24 protein-coding genes and 1 pseudogene are annotated in these 26,234 nt (G+C 70.1%); 14 read left to right on the forward strand and 11 right to left on the reverse strand.

Annotated elements, in window-relative coordinates:
• Positions 1–5 precede the first annotated feature (5 nt).
• From ACIBJG_RS31155 to ACIBJG_RS31175, 5 genes are all read right to left on the reverse strand, one after another.
• On the reverse strand, positions 6–2,051 hold the full coding sequence (locus ACIBJG_RS31155; protein WP_399312551.1) for a bifunctional aldolase/short-chain dehydrogenase: 2,046 nt from the start codon (positions 2,049–2,051) through the stop codon (positions 6–8).
• Positions 2,052–2,111: 60 nt separating this feature from the next.
• Positions 2,112–3,278, reverse strand: coding sequence for an L-rhamnose isomerase (gene rhaI / locus ACIBJG_RS31160; protein ID WP_399312552.1), 1,167 nt, complete (start codon positions 3,276–3,278; stop codon positions 2,112–2,114).
• A gap of 256 nt (positions 3,279–3,534) precedes the next feature.
• On the reverse strand, positions 3,535–3,762 hold the full coding sequence (locus ACIBJG_RS31165; protein ID WP_399312554.1) for a hypothetical protein: 228 nt from the start codon (positions 3,760–3,762) through the stop codon (positions 3,535–3,537).
• Between the two features lie 88 nt (positions 3,763–3,850).
• Positions 3,851–4,345 carry a hypothetical protein gene (locus ACIBJG_RS31170; RefSeq protein ID WP_399312555.1) on the reverse strand — a complete coding sequence of 165 codons (495 nt, stop codon included), beginning with the start codon at positions 4,343–4,345 and terminating at the stop codon, positions 3,851–3,853.
• A 60-nt stretch (positions 4,346–4,405) separates the two neighbouring features.
• Complete coding sequence (locus ACIBJG_RS31175; protein ID WP_399312557.1) at positions 4,406–5,776, reverse strand: FAD-binding oxidoreductase; 1,371 nt, start codon at positions 5,774–5,776, stop codon at positions 4,406–4,408.
• A gap of 175 nt (positions 5,777–5,951) precedes the next feature.
• Here ACIBJG_RS31175 and ACIBJG_RS31180 point away from each other — a divergent pair, with 175 nt between their 5' ends.
• A complete protein-coding gene (locus ACIBJG_RS31180; RefSeq protein ID WP_399312559.1) occupies positions 5,952–6,797 on the forward strand; it encodes a pentapeptide repeat-containing protein in 846 nt (281 codons plus the stop codon).
• Positions 6,798–6,812: 15 nt separating this feature from the next.
• Here the strand turns inward: ACIBJG_RS31180 and ACIBJG_RS31185 are convergent, their stop codons facing one another.
• Entirely contained in the window at positions 6,813–7,310 is a 498-nt protein-coding gene (locus ACIBJG_RS31185) for an SRPBCC family protein (protein ID WP_399312561.1), read from the reverse strand.
• Positions 7,311–7,537: 227 nt separating this feature from the next.
• Between ACIBJG_RS31185 and ACIBJG_RS31190 the strand changes: the two genes are divergently transcribed.
• Complete coding sequence (locus ACIBJG_RS31190) at positions 7,538–8,908, forward strand: radical SAM protein (RefSeq protein WP_399312563.1); 1,371 nt, start codon at positions 7,538–7,540, stop codon at positions 8,906–8,908.
• Positions 8,909–9,043: 135 nt separating this feature from the next.
• On the opposite strand, the gene ACIBJG_RS31195 is transcribed toward ACIBJG_RS31190, so the two are convergent.
• The gene (locus ACIBJG_RS31195; protein ID WP_399312564.1) at positions 9,044–9,385 is read right to left on the reverse strand and encodes a LysR substrate-binding domain-containing protein; all 342 of its coding nucleotides are present in this window, start codon (positions 9,383–9,385) and stop codon (positions 9,044–9,046) included.
• Positions 9,386–9,417: 32 nt separating this feature from the next.
• Here ACIBJG_RS31195 and ACIBJG_RS31200 point away from each other — a divergent pair, with 32 nt between their 5' ends.
• Positions 9,418–10,290 carry an oxidoreductase gene (locus ACIBJG_RS31200; RefSeq protein ID WP_399312566.1) on the forward strand — a complete coding sequence of 291 codons (873 nt, stop codon included), beginning with the start codon at positions 9,418–9,420 and terminating at the stop codon, positions 10,288–10,290.
• Positions 10,291–10,416: 126 nt separating this feature from the next.
• Here the strand turns inward: ACIBJG_RS31200 and ACIBJG_RS31205 are convergent.
• Positions 10,417–11,085 (reverse strand): annotated as a pseudogene (locus ACIBJG_RS31205) (NADPH-dependent F420 reductase); the annotation flags it as partial.
• Between the two features lie 186 nt (positions 11,086–11,271).
• Here ACIBJG_RS31205 and ACIBJG_RS31210 point away from each other — a divergent pair.
• The 10 genes from ACIBJG_RS31210 to ACIBJG_RS31255 all read left to right on the forward strand — a co-directional run bounded on the left by ACIBJG_RS31210 (position 11,272) and on the right by ACIBJG_RS31255 (position 23,148).
• Positions 11,272–11,859: a GH25 family lysozyme gene (locus ACIBJG_RS31210; protein WP_399312569.1), complete on the forward strand. Its 588-nt coding sequence runs from the start codon at positions 11,272–11,274 to the stop codon at positions 11,857–11,859.
• A 75-nt stretch (positions 11,860–11,934) separates the two neighbouring features.
• Positions 11,935–12,354 (forward strand): MarR family winged helix-turn-helix transcriptional regulator, encoded by a 420-nt coding sequence (locus ACIBJG_RS31215; RefSeq protein ID WP_399312625.1) that lies wholly within the window; start codon positions 11,935–11,937, stop codon positions 12,352–12,354.
• Positions 12,355–12,389: 35 nt separating this feature from the next.
• Entirely contained in the window at positions 12,390–12,659 is a 270-nt protein-coding gene (locus ACIBJG_RS31220; RefSeq protein WP_219568734.1) for a hypothetical protein, read from the forward strand.
• 370 nt (positions 12,660–13,029) lie between these two features.
• Positions 13,030–14,163, forward strand: a complete 1,134-nt coding sequence (chvE, locus tag ACIBJG_RS31225) for a multiple monosaccharide ABC transporter substrate-binding protein (protein WP_399312571.1) — start codon at positions 13,030–13,032, stop codon at positions 14,161–14,163.
• Positions 14,160–15,731 (forward strand): multiple monosaccharide ABC transporter ATP-binding protein, encoded by a 1,572-nt coding sequence (gene mmsA / locus ACIBJG_RS31230; protein ID WP_399312572.1) that lies wholly within the window; start codon positions 14,160–14,162, stop codon positions 15,729–15,731. Before chvE ends, mmsA begins: the two co-directional genes overlap by 4 nt.
• 5 nt (positions 15,732–15,736) lie before the next feature.
• Entirely contained in the window at positions 15,737–16,972 is a 1,236-nt protein-coding gene (gene mmsB, locus ACIBJG_RS31235) for a multiple monosaccharide ABC transporter permease (RefSeq protein WP_399312574.1), read from the forward strand.
• A gap of 27 nt (positions 16,973–16,999) precedes the next feature.
• Positions 17,000–18,169 carry an aldose epimerase family protein gene (locus ACIBJG_RS31240; protein WP_399312577.1) on the forward strand — a complete coding sequence of 390 codons (1,170 nt, stop codon included), beginning with the start codon at positions 17,000–17,002 and terminating at the stop codon, positions 18,167–18,169.
• A 112-nt stretch (positions 18,170–18,281) separates the two neighbouring features.
• Entirely contained in the window at positions 18,282–19,814 is a 1,533-nt protein-coding gene (locus ACIBJG_RS31245) for a carboxylesterase/lipase family protein (RefSeq protein ID WP_399312579.1), read from the forward strand.
• A 180-nt stretch (positions 19,815–19,994) separates the two neighbouring features.
• Positions 19,995–21,161 (forward strand): S1 family peptidase, encoded by a 1,167-nt coding sequence (locus tag ACIBJG_RS31250; protein WP_399312581.1) that lies wholly within the window; start codon positions 19,995–19,997, stop codon positions 21,159–21,161.
• A gap of 496 nt (positions 21,162–21,657) precedes the next feature.
• The gene (locus ACIBJG_RS31255) at positions 21,658–23,148 is read left to right on the forward strand and encodes a UDP-N-acetylmuramoyl-L-alanyl-D-glutamate--2,6-diaminopimelate ligase (RefSeq protein WP_399312583.1); all 1,491 of its coding nucleotides are present in this window, start codon (positions 21,658–21,660) and stop codon (positions 23,146–23,148) included.
• A gap of 48 nt (positions 23,149–23,196) precedes the next feature.
• Here ACIBJG_RS31255 and ACIBJG_RS31260 read toward each other — a convergent pair whose 3' ends face one another.
• The gene (locus tag ACIBJG_RS31260) at positions 23,197–23,637 is read right to left on the reverse strand and encodes a GNAT family N-acetyltransferase (protein WP_399312585.1); all 441 of its coding nucleotides are present in this window, start codon (positions 23,635–23,637) and stop codon (positions 23,197–23,199) included.
• Between the two features lie 150 nt (positions 23,638–23,787).
• Here ACIBJG_RS31260 and ACIBJG_RS31265 point away from each other — a divergent pair, with 150 nt between their 5' ends.
• Complete coding sequence (locus ACIBJG_RS31265; RefSeq protein ID WP_399312587.1) at positions 23,788–24,075, forward strand: DUF2087 domain-containing protein; 288 nt, start codon at positions 23,788–23,790, stop codon at positions 24,073–24,075.
• Positions 24,076–24,108: 33 nt separating this feature from the next.
• Here the strand turns inward: ACIBJG_RS31265 and ACIBJG_RS31270 are convergent, their stop codons facing one another.
• Both ACIBJG_RS31270 and ACIBJG_RS31275 read right to left on the reverse strand, forming a co-directional pair.
• Positions 24,109–24,987: a sigma-70 family RNA polymerase sigma factor gene (locus tag ACIBJG_RS31270; RefSeq protein ID WP_399312589.1), complete on the reverse strand. Its 879-nt coding sequence runs from the start codon at positions 24,985–24,987 to the stop codon at positions 24,109–24,111.
• Positions 24,988–25,097: 110 nt separating this feature from the next.
• Positions 25,098–26,027, reverse strand: coding sequence for a TIGR03619 family F420-dependent LLM class oxidoreductase (locus ACIBJG_RS31275; protein WP_399312591.1), 930 nt, complete (start codon positions 26,025–26,027; stop codon positions 25,098–25,100).
• Between the last annotated feature and the right edge of the window lie 207 nt (positions 26,028–26,234).

The raw sequence follows: 26,234 nt of genomic DNA on the forward strand, positions 1-26,234 counted from the left end.
CCAGGTCATCGCAGGAAGGCGGCTGCCACGCCGGCGTCCACCGGAACGTGCAGACCGGTGGTGTGGGTGAGGTCGCCGCCCGTCAGGGCGAACACGGCGTTGGCGACGTGCTCGGGCAGCACCTCGCGCTTGAGCAGGGTCCGCTGGGCGTAGAACTCGCCGAGCTTCTCCTCCTCGATGCCGTACGTCGCCGCCCGCTGGGCGCCCCACCCCGCGGCGAAGATCCCCGAACCCCGAACCACCCCGTCCGGGTTGATGCCGTTGACACGGATCCCGTGCTCGCCGAGCTCGGCCGCCAGCAGTCGTACCTGATGCGCCTGGTCGGCCTTGGTCGCCGAGTACGCGATGTTGTTGGGGCCGGCGAACACGGCGTTCTTGGAAGCGATGTAGATGATGTCGCCGCCGATGTTCTGCGCCTGCATGACCCGGGCGGCCTCGCGTGCGACGAGGAACGAGCCGCGAGCCATGATGTCGTGCTGCAGGTCCCAGTCGCGCACGGTCGTCTCCAGCAGCGGCTTGGAGATGGAGATCCCCGCGTTGTTCACGACGAGGTCCACACCGCCGAACGCGAGCACCGCGGCCCTGAACGCCTCCGCGATCTGCTCCTCGCGCGTGACGTCGACGGTGACGGCCACGGCCCGGTCCGGGCCGCCGAGGTCCTGCGCGACCGCGGCCGCGTTCTCGGCGTTCAGGTCCGCGACGACCACACAGGCGCCTTCGGCCACCAGCCGGTGTGCGATGGCGCGCCCGATCCCCGAACCGGCCCCGGTCACCAGCGCGACCCGGGTGGCCAGCGGCTTCGCCTTCGGCATCCGGCGCAGCTTGGCCTCCTCCAGCTCCCAGTACTCGATCCGGAACTTCTCGGACTCCTCGATCGGCGCGTACGTGGAGACGGCCTCGGCGCCGCGCATCACGTTGATGGCGTTGAGGTAGAACTCCCCGGCGACGCGGGCGGTCTGCTTGTCCTTGCCGAACGAGAACATCCCGACCCCGGGCACGAGCACGATCGCCGGATCCGCGCCGCGCATGGCGGGGGAGCCGGGGACGGCGTGCCGCTCGTAGTACGCGCGATACGCCTCCCGGTATGCGCCGTGCAGCTCCTTCAGCCGTTCCACCGCGTCGGCGACGGGCGCGTCCGCGGGAAGGTCGAGCACCAGCGGGCTGACCTTCGTACGGAGGAAGTGGTCCGGGCACGAGGTGCCGAGCGCGGCGAGCCGCGGGTGCTCGGCGCGGGACAGGAAGTCCAGCACCGGCTCGGCGTCCGTGAAGTGACCGACCTGGGCCCGGTCGGTGGACGCCAGGCCGCGGATCACGGGGGCGAGCGCGGCCGCCCGCTCCCGGCGCTCCTGCGCGGACAGGGCTTCCCGGCCGGGCAGTACGGGGCCGAACGGCTCGGGCCTGCCGCGCTCCACCAGGAAGGTCTCCGCCGTGCGGATCATCCACAGGGCGTTGCGCTCGCACTCGTCCGACGTCTCGCCCCAGGCGGTGATTCCGTGACCGCCCAGGACGACGCCGACGGCCTGCGGATGGGCCTCCTTCACGGCGGCGATGTCCAGCCCGAGCTGGAAGCCCGGCCGGCGCCAGCCCACCCAGGCCACCTTGTCGCCGAAGCACTCTGCGGTCAGCTTCTCCCCGTCGGCCGCACACGCCAGGGCGATCCCCGAGTCCGGATGCAGATGGTCGACGTGCGCCGCCTCGACCAGGGCGTGCATCGCGGTGTCGATCGACGGCGCGGCGCCTCCCTTGCCGTGCAGGCAGTAGTCGAACGCCGCCACCATCTCGTCCTCGCGCTCCACGCCCGGGTACACCTCCTTGAGGGCGCGGACCCGGTCCAGGCGCAGCACGGCGAGGCCCTCCTCCTTCAGGGTGCCGAGGTCGCCCCCGGAGCCCTTGACCCAGAGGAGTTCGGTCTCACCACCGGTCACCGGGTCGGAGCCCGCGGCCTTCACCGAGGTGTTGCCGCCTGCGTAGTTCGTGTTGCGGGGGTCGGATCCGATCCGGTGAGCGCGATCCAGGAGCGCGGCGACTTCGGCGTGGGTCGGGGACGTCATAAGGATTCCTTCGGGACGGGTTGTGCGTGGGCGACGGGCGGCGTACGGGCGCGACCGGGGTCAGGCGCCCCAGCCGGCCTGGGTGCCGCCCACCCGGGCGGCGGCGATGCGCTCCTGGTTGCCCGAGGCGAGGTAGGCGGCGAACGGGTCGCCGGCCAGCCCCTGTTCCTCCCGGACCTCGGCCAGCAGCGGCCGGACATCGGTGTTGTAGGCGTCCATCAGCACGGCGTTCGAGGCGAGTACGTCGCCCGAGGTCTGCGCGGCGACGAGCGCGTCCGCGTCGACCAGCAGGGCCTTTGCCGTCGCCTCCTGCACATTGGCGACCGACCGGATCACCGCGGGAATCTTTGCCTCGATGTTGTGGCACTGGTCGAGCATGAAATTGACGTTGGTCTCGGAGCGGAGACCGGCGTTCTTCACGACCTCGTGCATGATCCGGAAGAGCTGGAAGGGGTCGGCGGCCCCGACCATCAGATCGTCGTCCGCGTAGAAGCGGGAGTTGAAGTCGAACGCGCCGAGCCGGCCCTCGCTGAGCAGCAGGGCCACGATGAACTCGATGTTCGTGCCGGGGGCGTGATGTCCCGTGTCCACGACGACCTGGGCCTTCGGGCCGAGCTTGAGACAGTGCGCGTACGCCGTGCCCCAGTCGGGCACGTCCGTCGCGTAGAAGGCCGGCTCGAAGAGCTTGTACTCCAGCAGCATCCGCTGGTCGTCCCCGAGCCGCTCGTACACCTCCGCCAGTGCCTCGGCCAGCCGGCCCTGACGGGCAACGATGTCATCCTGCCCGGGGTAGTTCGTGCCGTCGGAGAACCACAGCTTGAGATCGGGTGACCCCGTCTCGTCCATGACGTCGACGCACTCCAGCAGATGGTCGGTCGCCTTGCGCCGCACCGCCGCGTCGGGGTGGGTGACCGAGCCGAGCTTGTAGTCGTCGTCCTGGAAGACGTTGGAGTTGATGGCGCCGATCCGCAGCCCGAGGCCTTCGGCGTGGCGGGTCAGGGCGGCATAGTCCGCGACCTTGTCCCAGGGAATGTGCAGCGACACCTTCGGGGCGACGCCGGTGAACGCGTGGACCTGCGCCGCGTCCTCCATCTTCTCGAACGGGTCTCGCGGCACCCCCGGCTGCGCGAACACCTTGAACCGGGTCCCGGAATTGCCGTAGCCCCACGAAGGGGTCTCGATCACCTGAGACTTCAGGGCTGCCTTGACGGCCGACACATCAGACATGAACACCTCGTAAGCAGAGTCACCCGGCGACGGTGATCGTCAGGATCGTGTGAATCGTTTCATCCGAACGTACGCTAGGTACGATGCCGCTCACTAGTCAAGCGGTCAGGCGGTCTTCATCTGCGGTCGAACGGGTTTGAATCAATTCACCACGGATCGGGGCGTCCCGGCCGAAGACGGGCCCGGCCCGCTCCGGGAAGCCGAGGCGGGCCGGGCCGACAGGTTCGGCAGACGACTTCGCGGAGCGGGTGGCCGGTCAGTGCCCACTGTCCGCCATGCTGGGCCGGAGCGAACGGACGAGGTCGAAGAAGCGTGACTCGTTGCCCGAGAGTCCGGCGCGGCGCAGCGCACCGTCCGCCTCGGCGATCGGTGAGGCGAGCAACGGCATGTACAGCGGGGCGTCGTCCGGATCGGAGAGCGCCGCCCGTGTCGCCTCCAGTAAACGGACGTACGCCTGCGCCGCGGCGAGTTCGTCATTGCGCATCTCAGCATCTCCAGGTCAGAGGTGTCGGACCCGCAAGCATCTCTCATGGGTCTGACAGCGGGCCCCGGTAACCGCTGCGGCACGCCTCTTATCGGCTGCCCGGCCGAGCCGCACCCGACGGCGGCTCCACCTCCAGGAACCGGCGGCTTCGCGGTCCGCGGTAGAGCAGGGCGATCCAGCCCAACTCCCGCAACACCGCGGCACACCGGGTCAGCGCACCCTCCTCCCCGTGCGCCGCGCCGCTGCCCGGCGGCCCGAGCCACTCCACCCGTGCGGTTCCCGGTGACGTGCCCGCGGCCACCCGGTACCCCGTCGCCGTGCGCCGGCCCGACGCGTCAACGACCGACGCGGTCAGTCCGGATGCCTCCAGGGCCAGGGCGACGGCCCGTACAGCCCTGTGCAGTTCCCAGGCCGCCGGCACCGTCTCCGGGGCCGCCGGGCCGGTGTTCGTCAGGCGCCGGATCTGGAGCATCCCGGCGAACGCGGTCCGCACCGAGGCGGCCCGCCGCTCGGCCGGTTCCGGGGGAGGCGGGCCCTCCCCGGTGGCCGGTTCGAAACCGGTCTCTTCTTCCCCGGCGCTCATCCCATTCCCCTCAGCCGTGCCGCACTGGTGCCAGTGTGCGCCGCCCCGCTGACAACCGGGTCAGACGCCCCCGAGTACCTTGCCCGGGTTGAGGATGCCGTGCGGATCGAGCGCTGCCTTGACCGCGTGGTGCATGCCGAGCACCGCCGGGCCCAGTTCCTTGTTCATGCCGCGCATCTTCAGCAGTCCCACCCCGTGTTCACCGGTCACCGTGCCGCCGAGCGCGATCGCGTCGTCCAGGATGTCCTCGAAGGCGAGCTGGGCGCGGGCACGCGCGGCCTCGTCCCCGGGCGGCGTGATGATCAGCGGATGGAGATTGCCGTCTCCCGCGTGCGCGATGTTGGCGACGAGGATGTCGTGCCGGGCGGCCGTACGTTCGATCCGGGCCAGCATCTCCGGCACCGCGGTACGCGGCACACAGACGTCCTCGGTCAGCACCGGGCCGAGCCGCTCCAGTGCCGGATAGGCCAGCCGCCTGGCCTGGAACAGCGCGTCCGCCTCCTGCTGGTCCGTGGAGACCGCGGCCCAGGTCGCACCGGCGCGTTCGAAGCAGTCGCGGACGAGTTCGGCCTCGGCGTCGCCCTCGGCGCCGGGGGTGTCGACGCGGCCGAGCAGCACCACGTCGGCGTCCGCGGAGAGGCCCATCTTCTTCCAGGCGTCGACCGCGGCGAGGCAGTGGCGGTCGACGAGTTCGAGCGCGGAGGGAATGACGCCGGACGCGGTCACGGCGCTCACCGCCTCGCCCGCGGCGACCACGGACGAGAAGTACCCCGCCACCGTCCGCTCCTGGAGCCTGGCGGGCCGCAGACGCACCGTGATCTCCGTGATCACCCCGAGCGTCCCCTCGGAGCCCACCATCAGCCCGGCCAGGTCGTAGCCCGCCACGCCCTTCGCGGTCCGGCGCCCGAGCGAGACGACTTCGCCGAGTCCGTTGACGACCTCCAGGCCCAGAACGTAGTCGCGCGTCACGCCGTACTTGACGCAGCACATGCCCCCGGCGTTCGTCGCCACGTTCCCACCGATGGTGGACCAGGGTGAACTCGCCGGATCCGGCGGGTACCACAGCCCGTGCTCGGCGCTCGCCGCGCGCAGATCATCGTTGACCACACCGGGCTGGACGACGGCGAGCCGCTCCGCGCGGTCGATGGAGACGATGCCGTTCATGTCCTCGAAGGACAGGACGATCGCCCCGTCGACGGCGTTCGCGCCCCCGGACAGACCGGTACCCGCACCGCGCGGTACCAACGGGATGCGGTGGGCGATGCAATGGCGCACCACGTCCTGCACCTCGCGCGTGTTCTGCGGGCGCACCACGGCCAGCGGTGTCCCGTACGGTGCCCATTCGGCCTCGTCGTGCTGGTACCGGGTCAGACCCGCCGGGTCGGTCAGGACCCGCTGGGCCGGAATGCTGTCGACCGGTGCGTTCGTCACGATGGTTGCCACCTCCCAAAAGATGTATTAACCATCATTATGGTCCGCAGTGTCTCCGGACAGGCGGGCGCCCCGGGGCCGCCGTCGGTCGCGGGCACCTCGTGGCGGGGCGGAACGCCGAACCTGGATAGGCTCGACCGCCCAGGAACCACGCACACCAAAGGACTTACGTACCGTGCCCGAGAACGACCGAGCCCCCGGTACCGACGGTGGCGGCCGTACCGCTCTGCGCGCCGACTGCGGCAACTGCTTCGGACTGTGCTGCGTCGCGCTGACCCTCACCCGGTCCGCGGACTTCGCCATCAACAAGGACGCGGGCAAACCCTGCCGCAACCTCCAGGACGACTTCCGCTGCGGCATCCACACCCGGCTGCGTACCGAAGGCTTCGCAGGCTGCACGGTGTACGACTGCTTCGGCGCGGGCCAGAAGGTGTCGGGGGAGACCTTCGGCGGCCGGGACTGGCGTACGGCACCGGAGACCGCCCGGCAGATGTTCCAGGTCTTCCCGCTCATGCGTCAGCTCCACGAGCTGCTCTGGTACCTCACGGAGGCCGCTTCCCTGGCACCGGCCCGCTCCCTGCACGGAGAGATCCGGCGCAGCCTGGAAGCGACCGAGCGTCTCACCCGCCTCGACGCGGACGCCTTCGCGGACCTCGACGTGGTGGCGCACCGCGACGGGGTCGCCGCCCTGCTGGCACGCACCAGCGAACTCGTACGCGCCACCGCGCCCCGGAAGAAGAAGCGGAGCCACCGCGGTGCGGACCTGATCGCCGCCCGCCTCGGCGGAGCCGATCTGCGGGGCGCCGACCTGCGCGGTGCGTACCTCATCGCGGCGGACCTCGCCGGCGCAGACCTGCGGCTGGCCGATCTCATCGGTGCGGACTTCCGGGACGCGGACCTGTCCGGGGCCGACCTGACCGGGGCGCTCTTCCTGACACAGTCCCAGGTCAACGCGGCGAAGGGGAACGGCGCCACTCGGCTTTCTCCCTCGCTCAGCCGCCCCGCGCACTGGAGCGAGTGACGGCCCGGCCACCCGTCATGCCTGTGGGTCCTCGTCGGCCGGCGAGGCCTCCAGTGCCGCCTTGAGCCGCTGGAGCGTGGCGAAGGTGTGCCCCCGGGTCGCCGCCCGGTCGAAGGCGTTGGCCAGGAAGTCCGGCCAGGCGCGGCGGTCGTCCGTCCAGATCTCGGTGACCCTGGTGCCGCCGTCCACGGCCTCGAAGCGGTACTCCCAGGTGGCGATCGCACCCGGCAGCCGGGGCCGCTTGGCGCCGATGGCGTGGACACGGAAGGCGAACCGTTCACCGGGGTCGGCCGCCGTGACCGTGCACCGGGTCGTCCAGCGCATGGCCCCGCGCTTGTTCCGGCCCTCGAAGACCATCCCGACGTACGCGCCCCGGCGCTCACCGAGCACCTCGGCGCCCCGGTTCTCCGGACTCCAGTTGCCCATCGCGGTGGGGTCGCTCAACCGGTCGTACACGAGCGAGGGTTCGGCGAGGACCACGATGCTGTCCGACACGGACATGGTGCGGGGCATGAGGCACTCCCGTTCCGCGGCCGACTGCGGCAACCACCGGGGCGTCGGAACGGCCGCACGGCCGACGGGCTCCCGGGCACCACACCCTACTCACCGGTCACATAGGGGCAGGCGGTGGGTTCCGGCCGTTCCCGCAGACGAGAACGCGAACGCTTCGAGTCCCTGGTTCGTTGGACAGGACGGCGTACCCGGAACACCCCGCCACGACCGGACCCAGGAGCCCGTACATGCCCAGCCGCACCGACCCCGGCAACACCGACACGAGCCGCACCTGTCTGATCGAGCGTCTGATGGAGCAGTTCCCGCACGTACCGCGGGAGGCCGTCATCAAGGAGGACCTGCTGCGCGGCGGTCTCGCCTTCGACGAGTCCGCGCTCAGCGACAACGAGGGCGGTGACATCAAGCCCAAGTCGTACTTCATCTTCTCCTTCGACCACGGCACCCTTCCCGAACTCGGTGCCGCCGCGCTGCGCCGCCCGCCCGAGGAGATCGTGCTCACCGGCGGCCCGTACGAACTGCGTCGCACCGTGGTCTCCGTGCGCGTGAACCCGGCGTCCCCCTACCGCGTGGCGGCCGACGGTGAAGGAGTGCTCGGGCTGTACCTCGACGGCCGGCGGATCTCCGACGTCGGTCTGCCTCCCATGCCGGACTACTACCGCCACACCCTCGGCAACGGCAAGTCGGTCATGGAGGTCGCACCCACGATCCAGTGGGGTTACCTGGTCTACCTGACGGTCTTCCGCGTCTGCCAGTACTTCGGCGCGAAGGAGGAGTGCCAGTACTGCGACATCAACCACAACTGGCGCCAGCACAAGGCGGCGGGGCGTCCCTACACCGGAGTGAAGCCCGTCGAGGAGGTCCTGGAGGCACTGGCCATCATCGACCGGTACGACACGGCGAAGACCTCCACGGCCTACACCCTCACGGGCGGCGCCATCACCTCCCACATCGGCGGACGGGACGAGGCCGACTTCTACGGTCAGTACGCCAAGGCCATCGAGGAGCGCTTCCCCGGCCGCTGGATCGGCAAGGTCGTCGCCCAGGCCCTGCCCAAGGCGGACGTCCAGCGTTTCCACGACTACGGCGTGCAGATCTACCACCCCAACTACGAGGTGTGGGACCCCAGGCTGTTCGAGCTCTACTGCCCCGGCAAGGAGCGCTACGTCGGCCGCGACGAATGGCACCGCCGCATCCTGGACTCCGCCGACGTCTTCGGTGCCCGCAACGTCATCCCCAACTTCGTCGCGGGCGTGGAGATGGCCGAGCCGTTCGGTTTCACCACGGTGAAGGAGGCGATCGACTCCACCACCGAGGGCCTGCGGTTCTTCATGTCGCACGGCATCACCCCGCGCTTCACCACCTGGTGCCCCGAACCGACGACACCGCTCGGCAGGACCAACCCGGACGGTGCGCCGCTGGAGTACCACATCCGTTTGCTCGACGCCTATCGCTCGACGATGGAGGAGTACGGACTCAGCTCGCCGCCCGGCTACGGACCGCCCGGCCCCGGACGTGCGGTGTTCTCCGTCAGCTCCTTCATGGACAGCCTGCCGGCCCGACAGGAGGAGGGCCTGGCCGAGGTGGATGCGGCCTCGTAGCGGCCCGGTTCCCCTCGCCGGCAGCGGCGCCGGCATCAAGGGTGACGACGGCATCCTGTCCTCGGCAGGATGCCCGGCGTTGCGGTGAAGTCCTCACTCCGGCATCAGCGCGAGCGCCGGCCGTCCCGCGCGTTCTCATCCACCCGTCGGCTTCTGGGTGGAGAGTTCGCGCACCACGCCGGCGAACCCGCGCACCAGCGCGTTGTCGGTCTGCTCCGCCCAGGCGAGCACGACGCGCAGTGGTTCCACGTCCGTCAGCGGGACCCAGGAGAGATCGGGCCGCGCGTAGTACCGGGCCATACTCAGCGGTGCGAAACAGATGGCGGCACCTTCCGCCACCTGCTCCAGCATCTCCTCGACGTTGTCGTTCGTCGGACCCCACCGCGGACTCGAACCGTCCGGGCGGGGGTTGACCGCCCACCAGTCCAGGTCTTTGTCTTGGACTGTGCCGGGAGCCGGATGACACAACTGGATCACCGCAACGCCACCGGAAAGACCTGGAGTCGGACATGAACGCCGAACACGCAGCAGCGCCCCGCGACAACGCTCCGGGACGGGTCTGGCTCATCACCGGGGCCTCCTCCGGCTTCGGCCGCGCCATCGCCACGGCAGCCCTCGCCGCCGGGGACACCGTCGTCGCCACGGCCCGCAAGCCGGAGGCGCTCGACGACCTGGTGGCCGCGCATCCCGACCGCGCCGTCGCCGTACAACTGGATGTCACCGACACGGCGCGCATCGCGGATGTCGTGGCGGACACCGTGCTCTGGTACGGCCGGATCGACGTGGTGGTCAACAACGCGGGGATGGGGCTGGTCGGTGCCGTGGAGGAGACGAGCGACCGTGAGCTGCGCGATCTCATGGACCTGCACTTCTTCGGGCCGGCCGTACTGGTGCGTGCCGTGCTGCCGCACATGCGCCGTAACGGCTCCGGCGCCGTGGTCCAGATGAGCAGCATGGGCGGCCGGTTCACCTTCCCGGGGGTCGGCGGCTACTCGGCGACGAAGTTCGCCCTGGAAGGTCTGTCCGAGGCGCTGGCCGCGGAGGTGGCTCCGCACGGCATCAAGGTGCTGATCGTCGAGCCCGGATCGTTCCGGACCGGCTTCGCCGGGGGCGGCGCCCTCCGTCAGTCCGCGGCCCTTGCCGCCTATGCGGAGACGGTTGGCCCGGTCCGCAGCAACCTCCCGGCTTCCGACGGCAGGCAGGAGGGCGACCCGCGCAAGGCGGCGGCCGCCATCCTGACGGCGCTGGCGGCCCAGGACACCCCGCTCCGGCTGCCGCTCGGCAACGACGCGACCGATGCGGTCCTCGCGAGCCTCGACGCCTCCCGCACCGAACTGCTGGCCTGGGAGAAGGTCAGTCGCAGCACAGGCTACGACGGCTGAGACCCCGAGGGGTACGGGGGCCCGGCGCACGCGGCAGGGGGCGGGCGGCTGCTGCCCGGGCAGCAGCAGGCCGTGCGGCAGGGGTGGGTGCCTCGCGCCCCTGCCGCACACGGGCCGGAGAGGACCTCAGGCCCGCCACTCGGCGGTCCGCTCGGCGGACGCCGAGGCCAGGGCCTTCTCGATCGCCGCGACATCACCCTGGTTGCCGTAGACCGGTGTGCCCGGCTGCTGGCGCCACGACTCGTCGAGCCCGCCCGCGTCCACCGTGTCGAAGCCCAGCTCATCGATCAGGTCACGGACCGTCTGCTTCGCCGCAGCGTCGTCGCCGGCCACCGGCAGCGCCTGACGGCCCGTGCTGCCCGTCGGCTGCCCCTGGGAGAGGATGTCCTGCGCGTAGGTTCCGTTGAAGGCCTTGATGACGGGGTGACCGATCTGCTGCTCCGTCCAGCGGCTCTCGGGCAGCCCGTCCTCGATCGCCGCGATCCGGCCGTCGCGCTCGCGCGGGTAGTAGTTCCCGGTGTCGATGACCACGAAGCCTTCCGCGGCACCGTCCAGGAAGCCGGCGGGCAGGGCCGGGACGGCCTTGAGCGGAACGGTGACGACGACGACCTGGGCGCCCTTCGCCGCCTCGGAAGCGGTGACGGCGGTCGCACCGGTCTCCTCGGCCAGCGCGGTGAGTGTCTGCGGACCGCGTGAGTTGGCGACGGACACGTCGTGGCCGAGCGCGGTGAGGCGCCGGGTGAGGTTGCCGCCGATATTCCCTGCTCCGATGATGCCGATCTTCATGGATCCGACCTTCCGCTGGTGCGTGCGATACGTGCAAGGGGTTCCGCCGGTTCACCAACTCCTGTCGGCCGGAAGCTATTCCTTGCGCCGGGGCACTCATCTTTTTCCGTCCCGTCGGACGGATGGGAGCAGTGCGCCGCGGGCACGTATCAGGGGAGGAAGCGGATTCTCCGGACCATGTGTGAGGCGGTACCCATGCTGCACGGTGTCGACGTCAGCGCCTATCAGGCGTCGTTCGAAACGGACGGGCTGGATTTTGTCTTCATCAAGGCCACCGAGGGCCGTTCGTACATAAATCCGCGTCTGGCGGCGCAGGCGAAACGTGCCCGGGACGCAGAATGCGTGGTCGGGTTCTACCACTTCCTGTGGCCCGGGAATATCACGGCACAGGCGGAATACTTCCTGAGCAAGGCGCCGGAAAAGGCGGGCGAACTGCTGGCCGTGGACTGGGAGCAGAACGGCGAGGGAACGCATGCGAGCAACGCCGAGAAGGACCGCTTCATCCGCGAGGTCAAACGGCTGCGGCCGCACCACAAGGTCCTGCTCTACTGCAACCGCTACTTCTGGCTGAATCACGACACCACGTCGTACGCCGGGGACGAGAAGCCGGCCCTCGCCAGGGAGTTGGGGCCGATCATGTCATCGATGCCCGCGTGCAGGGCATCGCGCAGGAGACACGCCGTCTCGGCGGCGCCGACGCGGCCATCTCGCTCGCGGTGGGCAACGAGTCGTTCGCAAGCCCCGCACAATGCCCCCCGAACAATTCTGGGTGTGCACCCATGATGGGTGCGCACCTACGATATACAAGTGAACGAGAACGAGACCCCGCCCAGTCTCCTGGGACTCACCACCTACCTCATGTCCAGGACGGGCAAGACCGCGCGGAACCGCCTCGCCGAGCGGCTGGCCGACCGCGGCCTGCGGCTCCGGCACATGGCGGTACTGGCCGCCCTGGTCGATTTCGGCCCCCATGTGCAACGGGAGCTGGCGTCGAGGCTGGCGATCGACCGCAGCGACATCGTGAAGATCATCGACGAACTGAGCGCGGCCGGACTGGTGGACCGGGCGCGCGACACCGCCGACCGTCGGCGTGTGACGGTCACCGTCAGCCCGACGGGCCGCACCTTGCTCGACCGCCTCCAGGCCGACGCGGCCGCCGTGCAGGATGATGTTCTGGCACCTCTGAACGCGCGCGAACGTGCCCGGCTGACGGCCCTGTTGACACGTGTTCACCATCATCTCCAGGACGGCTCCGGGGTGCCGCGGCCAAGTCGCTGACCCAATCCGCCCACCGGGTGCGGCAGACTTCCTCGGTGACCACTGCCGCGGCTCAGCCGCCTCGTGACCGTGCACTCGGGCGCGGAATCTCCACCCTCATTCCGCAGGCCGCGACGGCGACGCCCGCCGAACAGGCCGCGGCCGTGCTGACGGCCATGCAGAGCGTCCCCGTCCGGGTGGGCGTGCTCCAGGCGGCCGTCGTGCTGCTGGAGGAGCGGGTGCGCGCCACGGGCGACGAGGCGGAACGCGCCGCGGCTGCGACCACCGTGGCCATGCTCCGGAGTGCGATCGGCCAGGCCGGCTGACCGCCGTCACGCCGGACGGGCCCGCTCGCACCATGCCCGTCCGGCGTGCCCGTCCGGGAGGAACGTGGGGAGCGCCGGTCCGGCCGAAACCGTATCCCGCCGGTGAGGGTTACCGCGGCAGCGCCTGCCTGCCCCATTGACAGCCTCCCCGCCCCCTCACTACCGTCACGCCCACATTTCGAACGCATGACGAGATTTCGAACGACAGTCAACTCAACTGCCGTGTCGCGCAAGAGGGATGCCCACGGGCGCGGCGGGGGCCTCGAGTGTTTGCGGCTGCCGTGCACGCCGAACCATGTCCGAAATACCGAACACCCATGAGGGCAGTGCGGTCCGCTCAGCCGCTTCCCTCGCACCCGGAGGACCGACCATGCGCACCTCACGAACCGTGCCCACCCCGCGCGTCGCCCGGACCGCAACGGTCCTCACCGCCCTCGCCCTCTCGGTGACTCTCGCCGCCTGCGGCCAGAGCGGGGAAGGCGGCAGCAAGGAGAAGAAGACGGGCGGCAAGGGCTCGACCATCGGAATCGCCATGCCGACCAAGTCGTCGGAGCGCTGGATAGCCGACGGCAAGAACATGGCCGCCGAGTTCGAGAAGCTCGGATACAAGACGGATCTCCAGTACGGCGAGGACGACGTCGACCAGCAGGTCTCCCAGGTGGAGAACATGATCACCAAGGGTGTGGACGTCCTCGTGATCGCCGCCATCGACGGCCGCGCGTTCAGCGACGTGCTGCACCAGGCGGCGGAGCAGGGCATCCGGGTCATCTCGTACGACCGTCTCATCCTCGGCACCCCGGACGTGGACTACTACGCCTCCTTCGACAACGAGAAGGTCGGCGAGCTCCAGGCCGACTACATCCTCGACAAGCTCGGGCTGAAGTCCGGGACCGAGAAGGGGCCGTTCAACATCGAGCTGTTCGCCGGATCCTCCGACGACAACAACACGCGCTACTTCTTCCAGGGCGCATGGAAGACGCTCAAGCCGTACATCGACAAGAAGCAGCTCGTCGTCCGCAGCAAGCAGACGAAAATGGACCAGGCCACCACGCTCCGCTGGGACGGCGGCACCGCCCAGAAGCGCATGGACAACCTCCTCACCAGCGCCTACTCCTCCGAGCGCGTCGACGCGGTGCTCTCGCCCTACGACGGCATGTCGATCGGAATCATCTCGGCCCTGAAGTCGGACGGATACGGCACCGCCGCCAAGCCGTACCCCATCGTCACCGGCCAGGACGCCGAGGTCGCCTCGGTGAAGTCGATCATGGCAGGCCAGCAGACGCAGACCGTCTACAAGGACACCCGCGCCCTCGCCAAACAGGCCGTCCAGATGGCCGACGCCGTACTGAACGACAAGAAGCCCGAGGTCAACGACACCAAGACGTACGACAACGAGAAGAAGGTCGTCCCGGCGTTCCTGCTCAACCCGGTGAGCGTCGACAAGACCAACTACCGCGCCGAGCTCGTCGATTCCGGCTACATCAAGGAGAGCGACCTCCGATGAAGGCTCCGACGGCAGGCCCGGTGGCCGCCGCCGTACCCATCCTGGAGATGCGGTCCATCGTCAAGACGTTCCCAGGTGTGAAGGCACTCTCCGACGTCTCCCTGACCGTCGCCCAGGGCGAGGTGCACGCCATCTGCGGGGAGAACGGTGCCGGCAAGTCGACCCTGATGAAGGTACTCAGCGGCGTGCATCCGCACGGGAGCTACCAAGGGGAGATTCGGTTCAGGGGCGAGAACTGCGCCTTCAAGGACATCCGGGCCAGCGAGGCACGAGGCATCGTGATCATCCACCAGGAACTCGCCCTGGTGCCGTACCTCTCCATCGCCGAGAACATCTTCCTCGGCAACGAACACGCCACGCGCGGTTTCATCAGCTGGAACGAGACCCTGCGCCACGCGGCCGTCCTGCTCGACCGGGTCGGTCTGAGGGAGCATCCGCAGACCAGGGTCGCGGACATCGGCGTCGGCAAGCAGCAACTCGTCGAGATCGCCAAGGCGCTCTCCAAGAAGGTCGAGCTGCTGATCCTCGACGAGCCGACCGCCGCCCTCAACGACGAGGACAGCGCCAAACTCCTCACGCTCATCGAGGAGCTGAAGAGTCAGGGCATCTCGTCGATCATCATCTCGCACAAGCTCGGCGAGATCACCGCGGTCGCCGACTCCGTGACCGTCCTGCGCGACGGCCGGACGGTCGAAACCCTTGACGTGGGCGCCGGTTCGACGACAGAGGACCGCATCATCCGCGGCATGGTCGGCCGCGAACTCGACCACCGCTTCCCGGAACGCACCCCGTACGAAGGAGACCCGGGAGCGCACCCGGCCCTGGAGGTACGCGACTGGACGGTCCACCACCCGATCGACCAGCACCGCAAGGTCGTCGACCGCGTCTCCGTCCTGGCGCGTCGCGGTGAGATCGTCGGCATCGCCGGGCTGATGGGCGCCGGCCGCACCGAACTCGCCATGAGCGTCTTCGGCCGCAGCTACGGCCGCAACATCAGCGGAACGGTCCTCAAGGACGGCAAGGAGATCCGTACTCGCACCGTCTCCGAAGCGGTCCGCCACAAGATCGCCTACGTCACCGAGGACCGAAAGCAGTACGGCCTCAACCTCATCGACACCATCGGCCGCAACATCAGCCTCGGCGCCCTGGACAAGGTGTCGCGGCGCGGGATCGTCGACGAGCACGAGGAGACCCGTGTCGCCGAGTCGTACCGCACCTCCATGAAAATCAAGGCCCCCACGGTCTTCGAGCAGGTGGGCCGCCTCTCCGGCGGCAACCAGCAGAAGGTCGTCCTCGGCAAGTGGATCTTCGCCGGTCCGGACGTCCTCATCCTCGACGAGCCGACCCGCGGGATCGATGTCGGCGCGAAGTACGAGATCTACTCCGTCATCGACCGGCTGGCAGCCGAGGGCAAGGCCGTCGTGCTCATCTCGTCCGAGCTTCCCGAGCTGCTCGGCATGTGCGACCGCATCTACACCATGGCCGCCGGCCGGCTCACCGGCGAAGTCCCGCGCGCGCAGGCCACCCAGGAGGTCCTCATGCGCCATATGACCAGCGACAAGAGGTAGCAGGAATGCCCCAGGCCCCCACCGACACCCCGCAGCGCACCGGCAAGGCCGCCCCGGCCCCGACCCCGACGACCGGCAGCCTCCTCCTGGACGCGGCCCGCCGCAACATGCGCCAGTACGGGATGCTCATCGCCCTCGGGGTGATCGTCGTCCTCTTCGAGATATGGACCGACGGAGTCCTGCTCAAGCCGAACAACGTCACCAACCTCGTTCTTCAGAACAGCTACATCCTGGTTCTCGCCATCGGGATGATGATCGTCATCATCGCCGGGCACATCGACCTCTCCGTCGGTTCGCTGGCAGCCTTCGTCTCCGCGGCCGCCGCGGTCATGATGGTCGAGCACGACATGCCCTGGGTCCTCGCCCTCGTGCTCTCGCTGATCGTCGGGGCGGTCGCGGGCGCCTGGCAGGGCTTCTGGATCGCGTACGTCGGCATCCCCTCGTTCATCGTCACACTGGCCGGAATGCTGCTGTTCCGCGGTGGTACGCAGATCCTGCTGGGCAGCCGCTCGCTCGGCCCGTTCCCCGAGGGCTTCCAGAAGATCTCCACCGGCTACCTCCCCGAGATCGGGCCCGAGACCAACTACCACAACCTGACCCTCCTCATGGGCTGCGCGCTGCTGGCCTTCGCCCTCCTCCAGGAGGTCCGCGACCGCAGGCGCCAGCAGCGTTACGAACTCGACGTCCTGCCCCGCAACATCTTCCTCGCCAAGTGCGTCGCTCTGGCCGCGGCCGTACTCGCCTTCACCATGACCCTGGCCAGCTACCGCGGTGTCCCCGTCGTGCTCCTCCTGCTCGCCGCGCTGCTCATCGGCTTCGGTTACGTCATGCGCAACGCGATCATCGGCCGCCATGTGTACGCGCTGGGCGGCAACCGCGCCGCGGCGAAACTCTCAGGCGTCAAGGACCAGCGCGTCACGTTCCTCGTCTTCGTGAACATGGGCGTACTGGCGGCGCTCGCCGGGATCGTCTACGCCGCGCGCCTCAACGCCGGTGTACCCCAGGCGGGGACGAACTTCGAACTGGAAGCCATCGCCGCCGCGTTCATCGGCGGGGCATCCATGAGCGGCGGAGTCGGCACGGTCTTCGGTGCCATCATCGGCGGTCTCGTGCTCGGCGTACTCAACAACGGTATGTCGCTCGTGGGGATCGGCACCGACTACCAGCAGGTCATCAAGGGGCTCGTGCTGCTCGCCGCCGTCGGCTTCGACGTCTACAACAAACGCAAGGTCGGCTCGTAACTCCCCCTCCCCGTCAAGGAGTCACCCATGCCCAGCACCACCAGACGCACCGTGCTGACGGCCGCGGCCGCCGCAGGGATCACCGCCACCACGGCCGGCGCCGCCCACGCATCGGACGGCCGTCGCGGCACATCCGGCAACGCGCCCACCAAGGAGCTCTTCGGCAGGCTCGCCGACGGCACGGCGGTGCACCGCTGGACCCTGAGCAACGGCGGGACAACGCTCAGGGCCCTCTCCTACGGCGGCATCATCCAGTCCCTGGAAACCGCCGACCGCCGCGGCAGGACCACCGATGTCGCCCTGGGTTTCGACAACATCGACGACTACGTGGCCAAGTCGCCCTACTTCGGCGGACTGATCGGGCGCTACGGCAACCGCATCGCCGACGGGCGGTTCACGCTTGACGGCGCCACCTACCAACTGCCCGTCAACGACGGCCCGAACAGCCTGCACGGCGGTGACCGGGGCTTCGACAAACGCATGTGGAACGTCGAACCGTTCACCCGTGGCACCGACACGGGCGTGGTCCTCACCCGGACCAGCCCGGACGGAGAAGCCGGATACCCGGGCAACCTGGCCGTCCGCGTCACCTACACCCTCACCGCGCGCGGCGCCTGGCGCATCGACTACGAGGCCACGACCGACCGGGCCACCGTCGTCAACCTCACCAGCCACACCTACTTCAACCTCGCCGGGGAGGGAAGCGGCACGGTCGACGGCCATCTGCTGGAACTGGCCGCCACCCGCTACACCCCGGTCGGCCCCACGCTCATCCCGACCGGGGAACTCGCCCCCGTCGCCCGTACCCCCTTCGACTTCCGCCGCGCCCGAAGCATCGGCGAGCAGGACCGCACGCCGCACGAGCAGACGGTGATCGCCCAGGGCATCGACCACAACTACGTGCTGGACAAAGGCATCACGCCCCGGCCCGAGTACGCCCTGACCGTCACCCACCCCGACTCCGGCCGGGTCATGAAGATGTACACCACCGAACCCGGAATGCAGCTCTACACCGGAAACTTCCTCGACGGCACTCTCACCGGCACCTCGGGCCGCCTCTACCGGCAGGGCGACGCCTTCTGCCTGGAGGCCCAGCACTTCCCCGACGCACCCAACCAGCCGTCCTTCCCCTCCACCGTGCTGCGCCCCGGCAGGACCTACCGGACGGCGACCGTGCACGCGTTCTCCACCCGGTGAAGCACCCCGTGCGGTGAGGGCAATTCGTTCGCGCCGCGGCCGGCTGTTCTGCCATTCTGATCTTCGCGCCGGCCCCGGCCGGGGCGGGGGAACGAAGGATGGCAGGGCAGCCTTGACAAGTGTTTTCGACACGGTGAGTGGCCGAGTGCGCGGACGTGCACCGGACCGGGGAGCCGTCGCCGTCCTCGGCATTCCGTACGCCGAACCGCCCTTCGGGGCTGCCCGGTTCAGGGAGCCGCGCCCCCGGCACGCCTGGACGGGCATCCGCGACTGCGTGGAGTTCGGCCCCGTCTCGCCACAGTCGGCGGAACTGCCGGGCGCTCCGAGCTGGTCGCCCGGTGACGAGGACATCCTCGGCCTCAACGTGTGGACCCCCGAAAGCGGGAACGGGGCCGCGGGCCGCAGGCTGCCGGTGCTCGTCTGGATCCACGGTGGGGCCTACACCTTCGGGTCCAGCGCCCAGCCGGACTTCGACGGCACGGCGCTCGCCCGGGCCGGCCTCGTCGTGGTCACGCTCAACTACCGGATCGGGTTCGAGGGCTTCGGCCATGTCCCGGACGACGGCGAGGACGCCTGCCCGCCGAACCGCGGGCTGCTCGACCAGATCGCCGCGCTGGAGTGGGTACGCGACAGCATCGCGTCCTTCGGAGGAGACCCGGACAACGTCACCGTGGCCGGGCAGTCCGCCGGAGCGACGTCCGTGGCCTGCCTGATGACCATGGACGGGGCGCGGGGGCTGTTCCGGCGGGCGATCGCGCACAGCGCCGTCGGCCCGGTCTTCGCACCGGAGCTCGCCGAGCACGTCACACGGCAGGTGGCCGCCGAGGCGGCGATCGCCGCGACGCACGCCGGTCTGGCAGCCGCGTCCGCGCACACACTGGTGCGGGCATCCGACGCGGTCGTCGAGGGTTTCCGGCAGGATCCGCACTCCGGCCGCCTCTCCTGGGACCCCGTCATCTTCGGCCCGGTCGCCGACGGCCACCTCCTGCGTGCCGACCCGCTGGACCTGGTCGCGGCCGGGGCGGCGCCGGATATCGACCTCCTCGTCTGCCACACCACCCAGGAGTACTGGCTGATGGGCGCCGTCGGCAGCTGCGCCGAGGTCACCACCGAGGAGGAACTGGCCCGTTTCGCCGAGGACTTCGGTCTGCCGGACTCGTTGCCGGCGGACTATCGCCGCCTCGTTCCCGAGGCGACTGTGCGCGATGTCCACCTGGCGGTGTACGGGGACCTGTCGTTCGGCGAGTACAGCAACCGGCTCGCCGCCGCGCATGCGCGGTCCGGCGGGCGCACCTTTCTGTCGCGTTTCGCCCGGCAGCGGGGTGGATCCGGGCCGGGGGCGTACGCCTGGCACTGCGCGGACATCCCCTTCGCCTTCGGGAACCTGGCCGAGGAGAGTGTCCATTTCCTGATCGGTGGTCCGCCGACGCCGGCGGACCACCGTCTCTCGGACCGGATGGTCGCGGCCTGGGCCGGATTCGCGGCCACCGGTGACCCTGGGTGGGAGCCGGTCGCAGACGCGTCACCCGACGCGATCAGGATCTGGGGAACGGTGGACCCTGCCGCCGGCCCCGACTTCTGGCGGGACGACGAGGCGCTGCGTGCGCTGTGGCGCGCGTTCACCTACCGCCCCGAGCAGCCCTGACGCGATTTCGCCGCCGGACATCTCCGGGCGACCGCCAGGGTCTGTCATTGGCATGGACCTGCAAACAGCTCTCGGCTACAGTCCGGATCGGCACACTCTGAGAGCGCTCTCAGGCGAGACGTCTCCCGGACGCCTGCTGTTCCTCCCCCACGTCGCCGGAACAACAGAAGGGCCAATACCTTGAGACGCACCACGGCTTTACGCACCGCCCTGTCCGCCGTGCTCCTCGCCGGAGCCTGGGCGGGCGCAGGCTTCCCGTCCGCCTCGGCCGCGGACACACCCACCACCGACTCCCGCACCGCCACCGACACCCGGCAGGCGTCCGGGGGTCTGCTGGCGGCCATGCAGAAGGACCTCGGCCTGACGGAAAGCGAGGCCAGGGCGCGGCTCTCCGCGGAAAAGACAGCGACCGCGATCCAGCCCAAGGCGCAACGGGCCGCAGGAGCGTCGTACGGCGGTTCCTGGTTCGACCCGTCCACGGGCGGCCTCACGGTCGCGGTCACCAGCGAGAAACAGGCACCTTCCGTACGGGCGACGGGCGCCGCCGTCCGCCTCGTGACGCACACCGCGCGCAGCCTCGACGCGGCCAGGGCGAAGATCGACCGGCTCCGGGCGCCCGCGGGTGTCAGCAGCTGGCACGTCGACCCCGAGGCCAACAAGGTCGTCGTGAACGTCGTCTCCTCGGCGCGATCCGACAACGATGTCCGTAAGTTCGTCGAGCGAGCGCGCGACGCCGGCCCCGTCGCCGTCCAGCAGACCGCCGAGGCGCCGCGGACCTACTCCGCCGGGACCGTGGGCGGCGACCCGTACTACACGGGCAACGCCCGGTGTTCGATCGGCTTCTCCGTGTACGGCGGCTTCGTCACCGCAGGACACTGCGGTCAGGCGGGCGCCTCGGTCAGTGGCTGGGACGGATCGGGGATAGGCAGCTTCCAGGGGTCCTCCTTCCCCGACAACGACTACGCCTGGGTCAGCGTGGGCAACGGCTGGTGGACCGTCCCCGTCGTCCTCGGCTGGGGAACCATCTCCGACCAACTGGTCCGCGGCTCCGCCGTGGCACCCGTCGGCGCCTCGATCTGCCGCTCCGGATCCACCTCGCACTGGCACTGCGGAAACGTGCTCGCCACCAACGAGACGGTGAACTACAGCCAGGGCGCGGTCCACCAGATGACCAAGACCAGCGTGTGCGCCGAACCGGGCGACTCGGGTGGGTCCTTCATCAGCGGGGACCAGGCACAGGGCGTCACCTCGGGAGGATGGGGCAACTGCAGCTCCGGCGGTGAGACCTGGTACCAGCCGATCAACGAGATCCTGAACCGGTACGGGCTGACCCTGCACACGGCCTGACACCGCACGACCGGTCCCGGGGGCCTGTCGCACGGGAGCACACTGCTCCCGCGTGGCAGGCCCCCGGCACGCGTCCTGAACCGGCGCCGTCGAAGCCACGGGCGGTGAGCGGCGGCGCGGCGCACGGTCCCGGCCGCCGCCTGCGACGACGACCGGGATCCGGCGCGGTCCATGGGACGTACACTCCCCATATGGGTCACACAGATGCGGTGAGGGAGTGCCTGCGAAGGGCGCCCCTCGTGCTGGGCCCCGCCGCTCCCCAGGCGCGCTGCGGCGCCCTGCACGGCCACGGCTGACCAGGAACCCACCGCCGCCGGCCGTTCCGTGACGCACTTCCCGTCCCGGCCGCGCTCTTCCGCTCCGCCACCGGAGCCGTTCCACCCCTTCGCTGCGCAGACCGCAGCACCCCGCACCATGCGCAGCTCCCGCGGCGCGCCGTCGGCAACCCCGCGACGGCGGCCGACGGGCCGAGCCGCATTTTCGAGAGGACCCCCGCATGAACCTGAGGGAGTTGCTGGCCGGTCACGATCACGAGGTCCTCCTCGGCGATCCGGAAACCCCGATCACCGCCGGAGCCTGCTTCGACGCCCATCGCGTCACGCCCGGCTCGCTCTACATCGCCGTACCCGGCCACCGCGAGGGCGGTCCCGAGGCCGTGGGCCCGGCACTGGCGCGCGGAGCCGTCGCCGTACTCCTGGACGGCGGGGCGCCGGAGATCCTGGCAGCCGTGCGCTCCGCCGGCACCGGTGCGTGCGTGGTGCGGGTGGCGGACACCCGGACCGCGGCGGCGGTCGTCACCTCCCGGTACTTCGGAGAACCCGGCCGTTCCATGAACATGGTGGCCGTCACCGGCACCAACGGGAAGACCTCCGTCTCGTACATGGTCGAGTCCGTGCTGAGGATCGCGGAGGGCGCCAAGGTCGGAGTGATCGGAACGGCGGGGAGCCGCATCGGCGACGCGCTCATCCCGATGCCCCGCTCGGTCCTGACCACGCCGGAGTCGCCCGACTTCCAGTACCTCCTCGGCCAGATGCGCGACCAGGGGGTCGGCACCGTGGTCCTGGAGGCCACGTCGATGGGCCTGCTGCACCACAGGGTGGACCACGCCTTCCTGGACGTGGGCATCTTCACCAACCTCACCCAGGACCACCTGGACGACCACGGCACCATGGAGGACTACCGCGACGCCAAGCTCCGCCTCTTCCAGGGACTGTGCCGCAGCGCCGTGGTCAACGCGGACGACCCGGTGGGGGCCGCGATCGTGCCTACGATGCCGGGCAGGGTCACCACGTACGGCATCGACGCGCCGGCCGACTACCGTGCCACCGACCTGAGCATGGACGCCTTCGGTACCCGCTTCATCCTCCACCACCGGGGCAGCAAGTACCCGGCGGCGATCCCGGTGCCGGGGCGCTTCTCCGTATCCAACGCACTCGCCTCCCTGGCGGCCTGCCACCTCCTGGGCCACGACCTCGAGAGTCTGGTGGCGGCGCTCGACGGGATGCCCCCGGTCCCCGGGCGGCTCGAACGGTTCGAGACGCCGAGCGGCACCGCGGTGATCGTGGACTACGCCCACTCCCCGGACTCCCTGGACAAGGTGCTCAGCGCCGTACGGGACTTCGCCACGGGCCGGGTCATCACGGTCTTCGGCTGCGGGGGAGACCGGGACGTCACCAAGAGGGCACGCATGGGCGAGATCGCCGGGGCCCGCTCCGACCTCTGCGTCCTGACCTCCGACAACCCGAGGAACGAGGATCCCGAGGCGATCATGGATCAGATCACCCCGGGTCTCAGGGCCACGGGAACGCGGTTCGAGCGCCACGCGGACCGGCGCGCGGCGATCGCCTTCGCCCTGTCGGACGCCGGCCCCGACGACATCGTGCTGGTGGCGGGGAAGGGCAGCGAGCCCTACCAGATCGTCGGCGAACAGCTCGTCCCCTTCAGCGACATGGCAACGGTGCGCGAACTCGCGGCCCTGCGGGACTGACAGCCGGCGCTCTGCGGCCACCGCAGAGCGCCGCCTCCCGCGTCGGCGTCAGCCGAGCCGCAGATCGATGAACGGCACACTGTCACCCGGCAGTACGTACCGCTCGGTCTCGACGAATCCACGGCCGAGCGCGAAGCGCAGCCCCTCCGGGTTGGACTCCAGCACGCAGGTCTCGATGGCATCGGCGCCGAGTGCGCGCGCGTCCGCCAGGCCGCGCTCGTACAGCTGCCCACCGAATCCCTTGCCGCGGTGGCCCGGCAGCACCCTCGCGATCACCGTGGCCGCCGCAGTGCCGTCGACGGGTGGCCGCACGGTCGAGCAGCCCATCGCAACCTCGCCGAGATAGGCGACGGCGAGCCGGTTGCGACCGGCGCGTTCGCGCACCTCCGCGAGCGACAGCACGGCGGTGGGGATGATCGCGTTGTGGATGTAGCGCCAGTCCTGGAGCATGGCGTCGCCGTCGACCCGCTCGATACGAAGTTCCGTCATCGCAGCAGGAAACCGTGGCGGCGCTCAGGCGTCAACTCGCCCGCCCCGGACAGGTGTCGGGCAGCACAGCGGCCCGTTGCCACAGCTCCGGCCGAGGCTCCCCGGGAAACATGTTGCCGCGCGCCGGATCCGGCTGAGAAGCTCCGGGCCATGTCCGACAACCGATCAAACTCCAGCCGTGGTGTGGCCGCCCTCTTCTCCCAGGGGCGGCTGACGTCGATCCCGCGCAAGACGGCCCGTCGCGAACAACTCCTCGAGCACCTCGCACACACGCTCTTCCAGACCGACCGGACGTACACCGAACGCGAAGTCAACGACGCCCTCCTCACCGTTCATGAGGACTGCGCGGCCCTCCGCCGCTACCTGGTGATCGGCGGCAAGCTGACGCGGACCAAGGACGGTGTCAGCTACCGGCGTCCGGTGTCCCCGGCGGCGTGAGGCCACGGCTCGCGGCCAACCGCCTGTCCCGCGTCAGTCGTCCAGGACACCGATGTCGAACGTACCGAGCCGGTCCGGGTCGGCGACCACGTCGATACCGGTGACCAGGCCGTCCACGACCGTGAAGCAGAGGACCAGGCGCAGCCGTCCCTGCGGCGCCATCGCCAGCGCGACCTGCCCGTCGACGAGCGCGACACCGGTGAACAGCGCACGGCCCGTGGCCGCCATCGCACCCTTCGCCACGGTGTGACCGCCTCGGACCACCACGGGCTCGGGGGTGGGAATGACCGACCGGTCGGCGTGCAGCACCACATCGGGATGGAGCAGCGCCACCAGAGCATCGAAATCCCCGGCGCGGGAAGCGGACAGGAAGGCCTCGACAACGCGTCGGCGCCGGGGCAGATCCGCGTCCGCCGACGCGGGGCCGCCCTTCACCCGGCGGCGGGCACGGCTCGCGAGCTGCCGGGCGGTGTCCGGGGAACGGTCGAGCAGCGGGCCGATCTCGGCGAACGGCACTGAGAACATGTCATGCAGCACGAAGGCGAGACGTTCCGCCGGTGCCAGCCTGTCGAGCACCACGAGGAGGGCCAGCCCGACGGAATCGGCGACCAGGGCCTCCTGTTCCGGGTCGTCCCCCTCGCCCGGTCCAGGGGTCCGGTCGTATGTGCCGAGGGGCTCCTCACCGCGCGTACGACGGGTGCGGAGCATGTTCAGACACACCCGGCCCACCACGGTGGTCAGCCACCCCGTCAGGTTCTGCACCTCACTGACGTCGGCCCGGGAGGCATTCAGCCAGGATTCCTGGACGGCGTCGTCGGCCTCGCTCGCCGAACCCAGCATCCGGTACGCGACCGCCTTCAGGTGGCTCCTGTCCGCCTCGAACCGTTCGGCCAGCGCAGCGCGGTCGTCCATGGGTCACGTACCTCCGTCGGCGGGTCTCCACTGAAGCTGCCCACGAGAAACTACTGGGGTGCCGATGCCGCCCGGGCGTCGGCCCCGCCCGGGCGCCGCGCGGGCGCTGCTCAGACTCCGGCTGCCCGTGCCGTCTCGTACACCTCGGTGGCCACGTCGACGAGTTCGCAGGCGTCGCGGAGCGGGGCCTGGAGGTCCAGCAGGATCTCCGGAACCCCCGTGGCGGCATGCGCGACGAGATCCTCGACGATCTGCTCGACATTGCCGTGGAAGGGCTGCCGGTCCGCGCCCGGGACAGGCGTCGCGCTGTACCGCGCGTTGGCCCGGACGCAGATCCCGACAGGACGCTCGCGCCCCCGGTCCGCGGCGACGTCCCGCACCCGCTGCCACTGCTCGGCGAGCTGTGGGGCGCCCAGGGCGACGGGCATCCAGCCGTCGGCCCGGTCGACCAGACGGCGGGTGGCCCGGGGGCCGGTGGCCGGCAGATAGACGGGGATGGGACGCGCGGGCTTGGGCCCCACCTCGGACGGTGCGATCGTAGTCAGACTGCCCTTGTACGAGACGGGATCCGGCCCCCAGACGGCTGCGCACACGTCCAGCAATTCGTCCAGGACCTCACCGCGCTTCCCGAAAGGCGCGACGGACGCGGCCGCGTACTCGTCCAGGGACCATCCCGTCCCCAGCCCCGCGATCACCCGGCCGCCACTCGCGGCGTCGAGCGACGCGAGGGAACGGGCGAGCTGGAAGGGCACGTGCAAAGGGGCGACGAGAACACTCGTGCCGAGCCGGACCCGCTCGGTGGCCGCGGCGGCCAGCGTCAGCGTGACCAGCGGGTCGGCGATGCTTCGGTAGTGATCGGGCCAGGCCAGTCCCGGAACGCCGTACAGGCCCTGACCCGCGGGCTCGGGAAAGAGAATCCGCTCGAACACCCACAGACTCTCGTATCCGACGGCCTCCGCGGCGCGCGCCACGACAGCGACGTCGCGGCCGATGTCGTACTGCTTCGTCTGCGGCAGACCGAGGCCGAGCGCGACCGGCATGCGAGTGCTCCCTCTGCGTAGTGTGCTGAGGCAACTACCCTACGCCCGAGCGCTATTGACGCATCGACCGGCAGTTCGGGAGGTCAGCCGGTGGGTCGGAGGGCGGGCCGTGCGTCGACCACCGACGGTTCGGGCGCCGAGCGCGGTGAGCGGCGCCGGACGCTCGGCGTCCGCGGGGCCCGGACCGTCGGATCGTTCCTCCCCGCC

Source organism: Streptomyces sp. NPDC050422 (assembly GCF_044458665.1).
Taxonomy (GTDB): domain Bacteria; phylum Actinomycetota; class Actinomycetes; order Streptomycetales; family Streptomycetaceae; genus Streptomyces.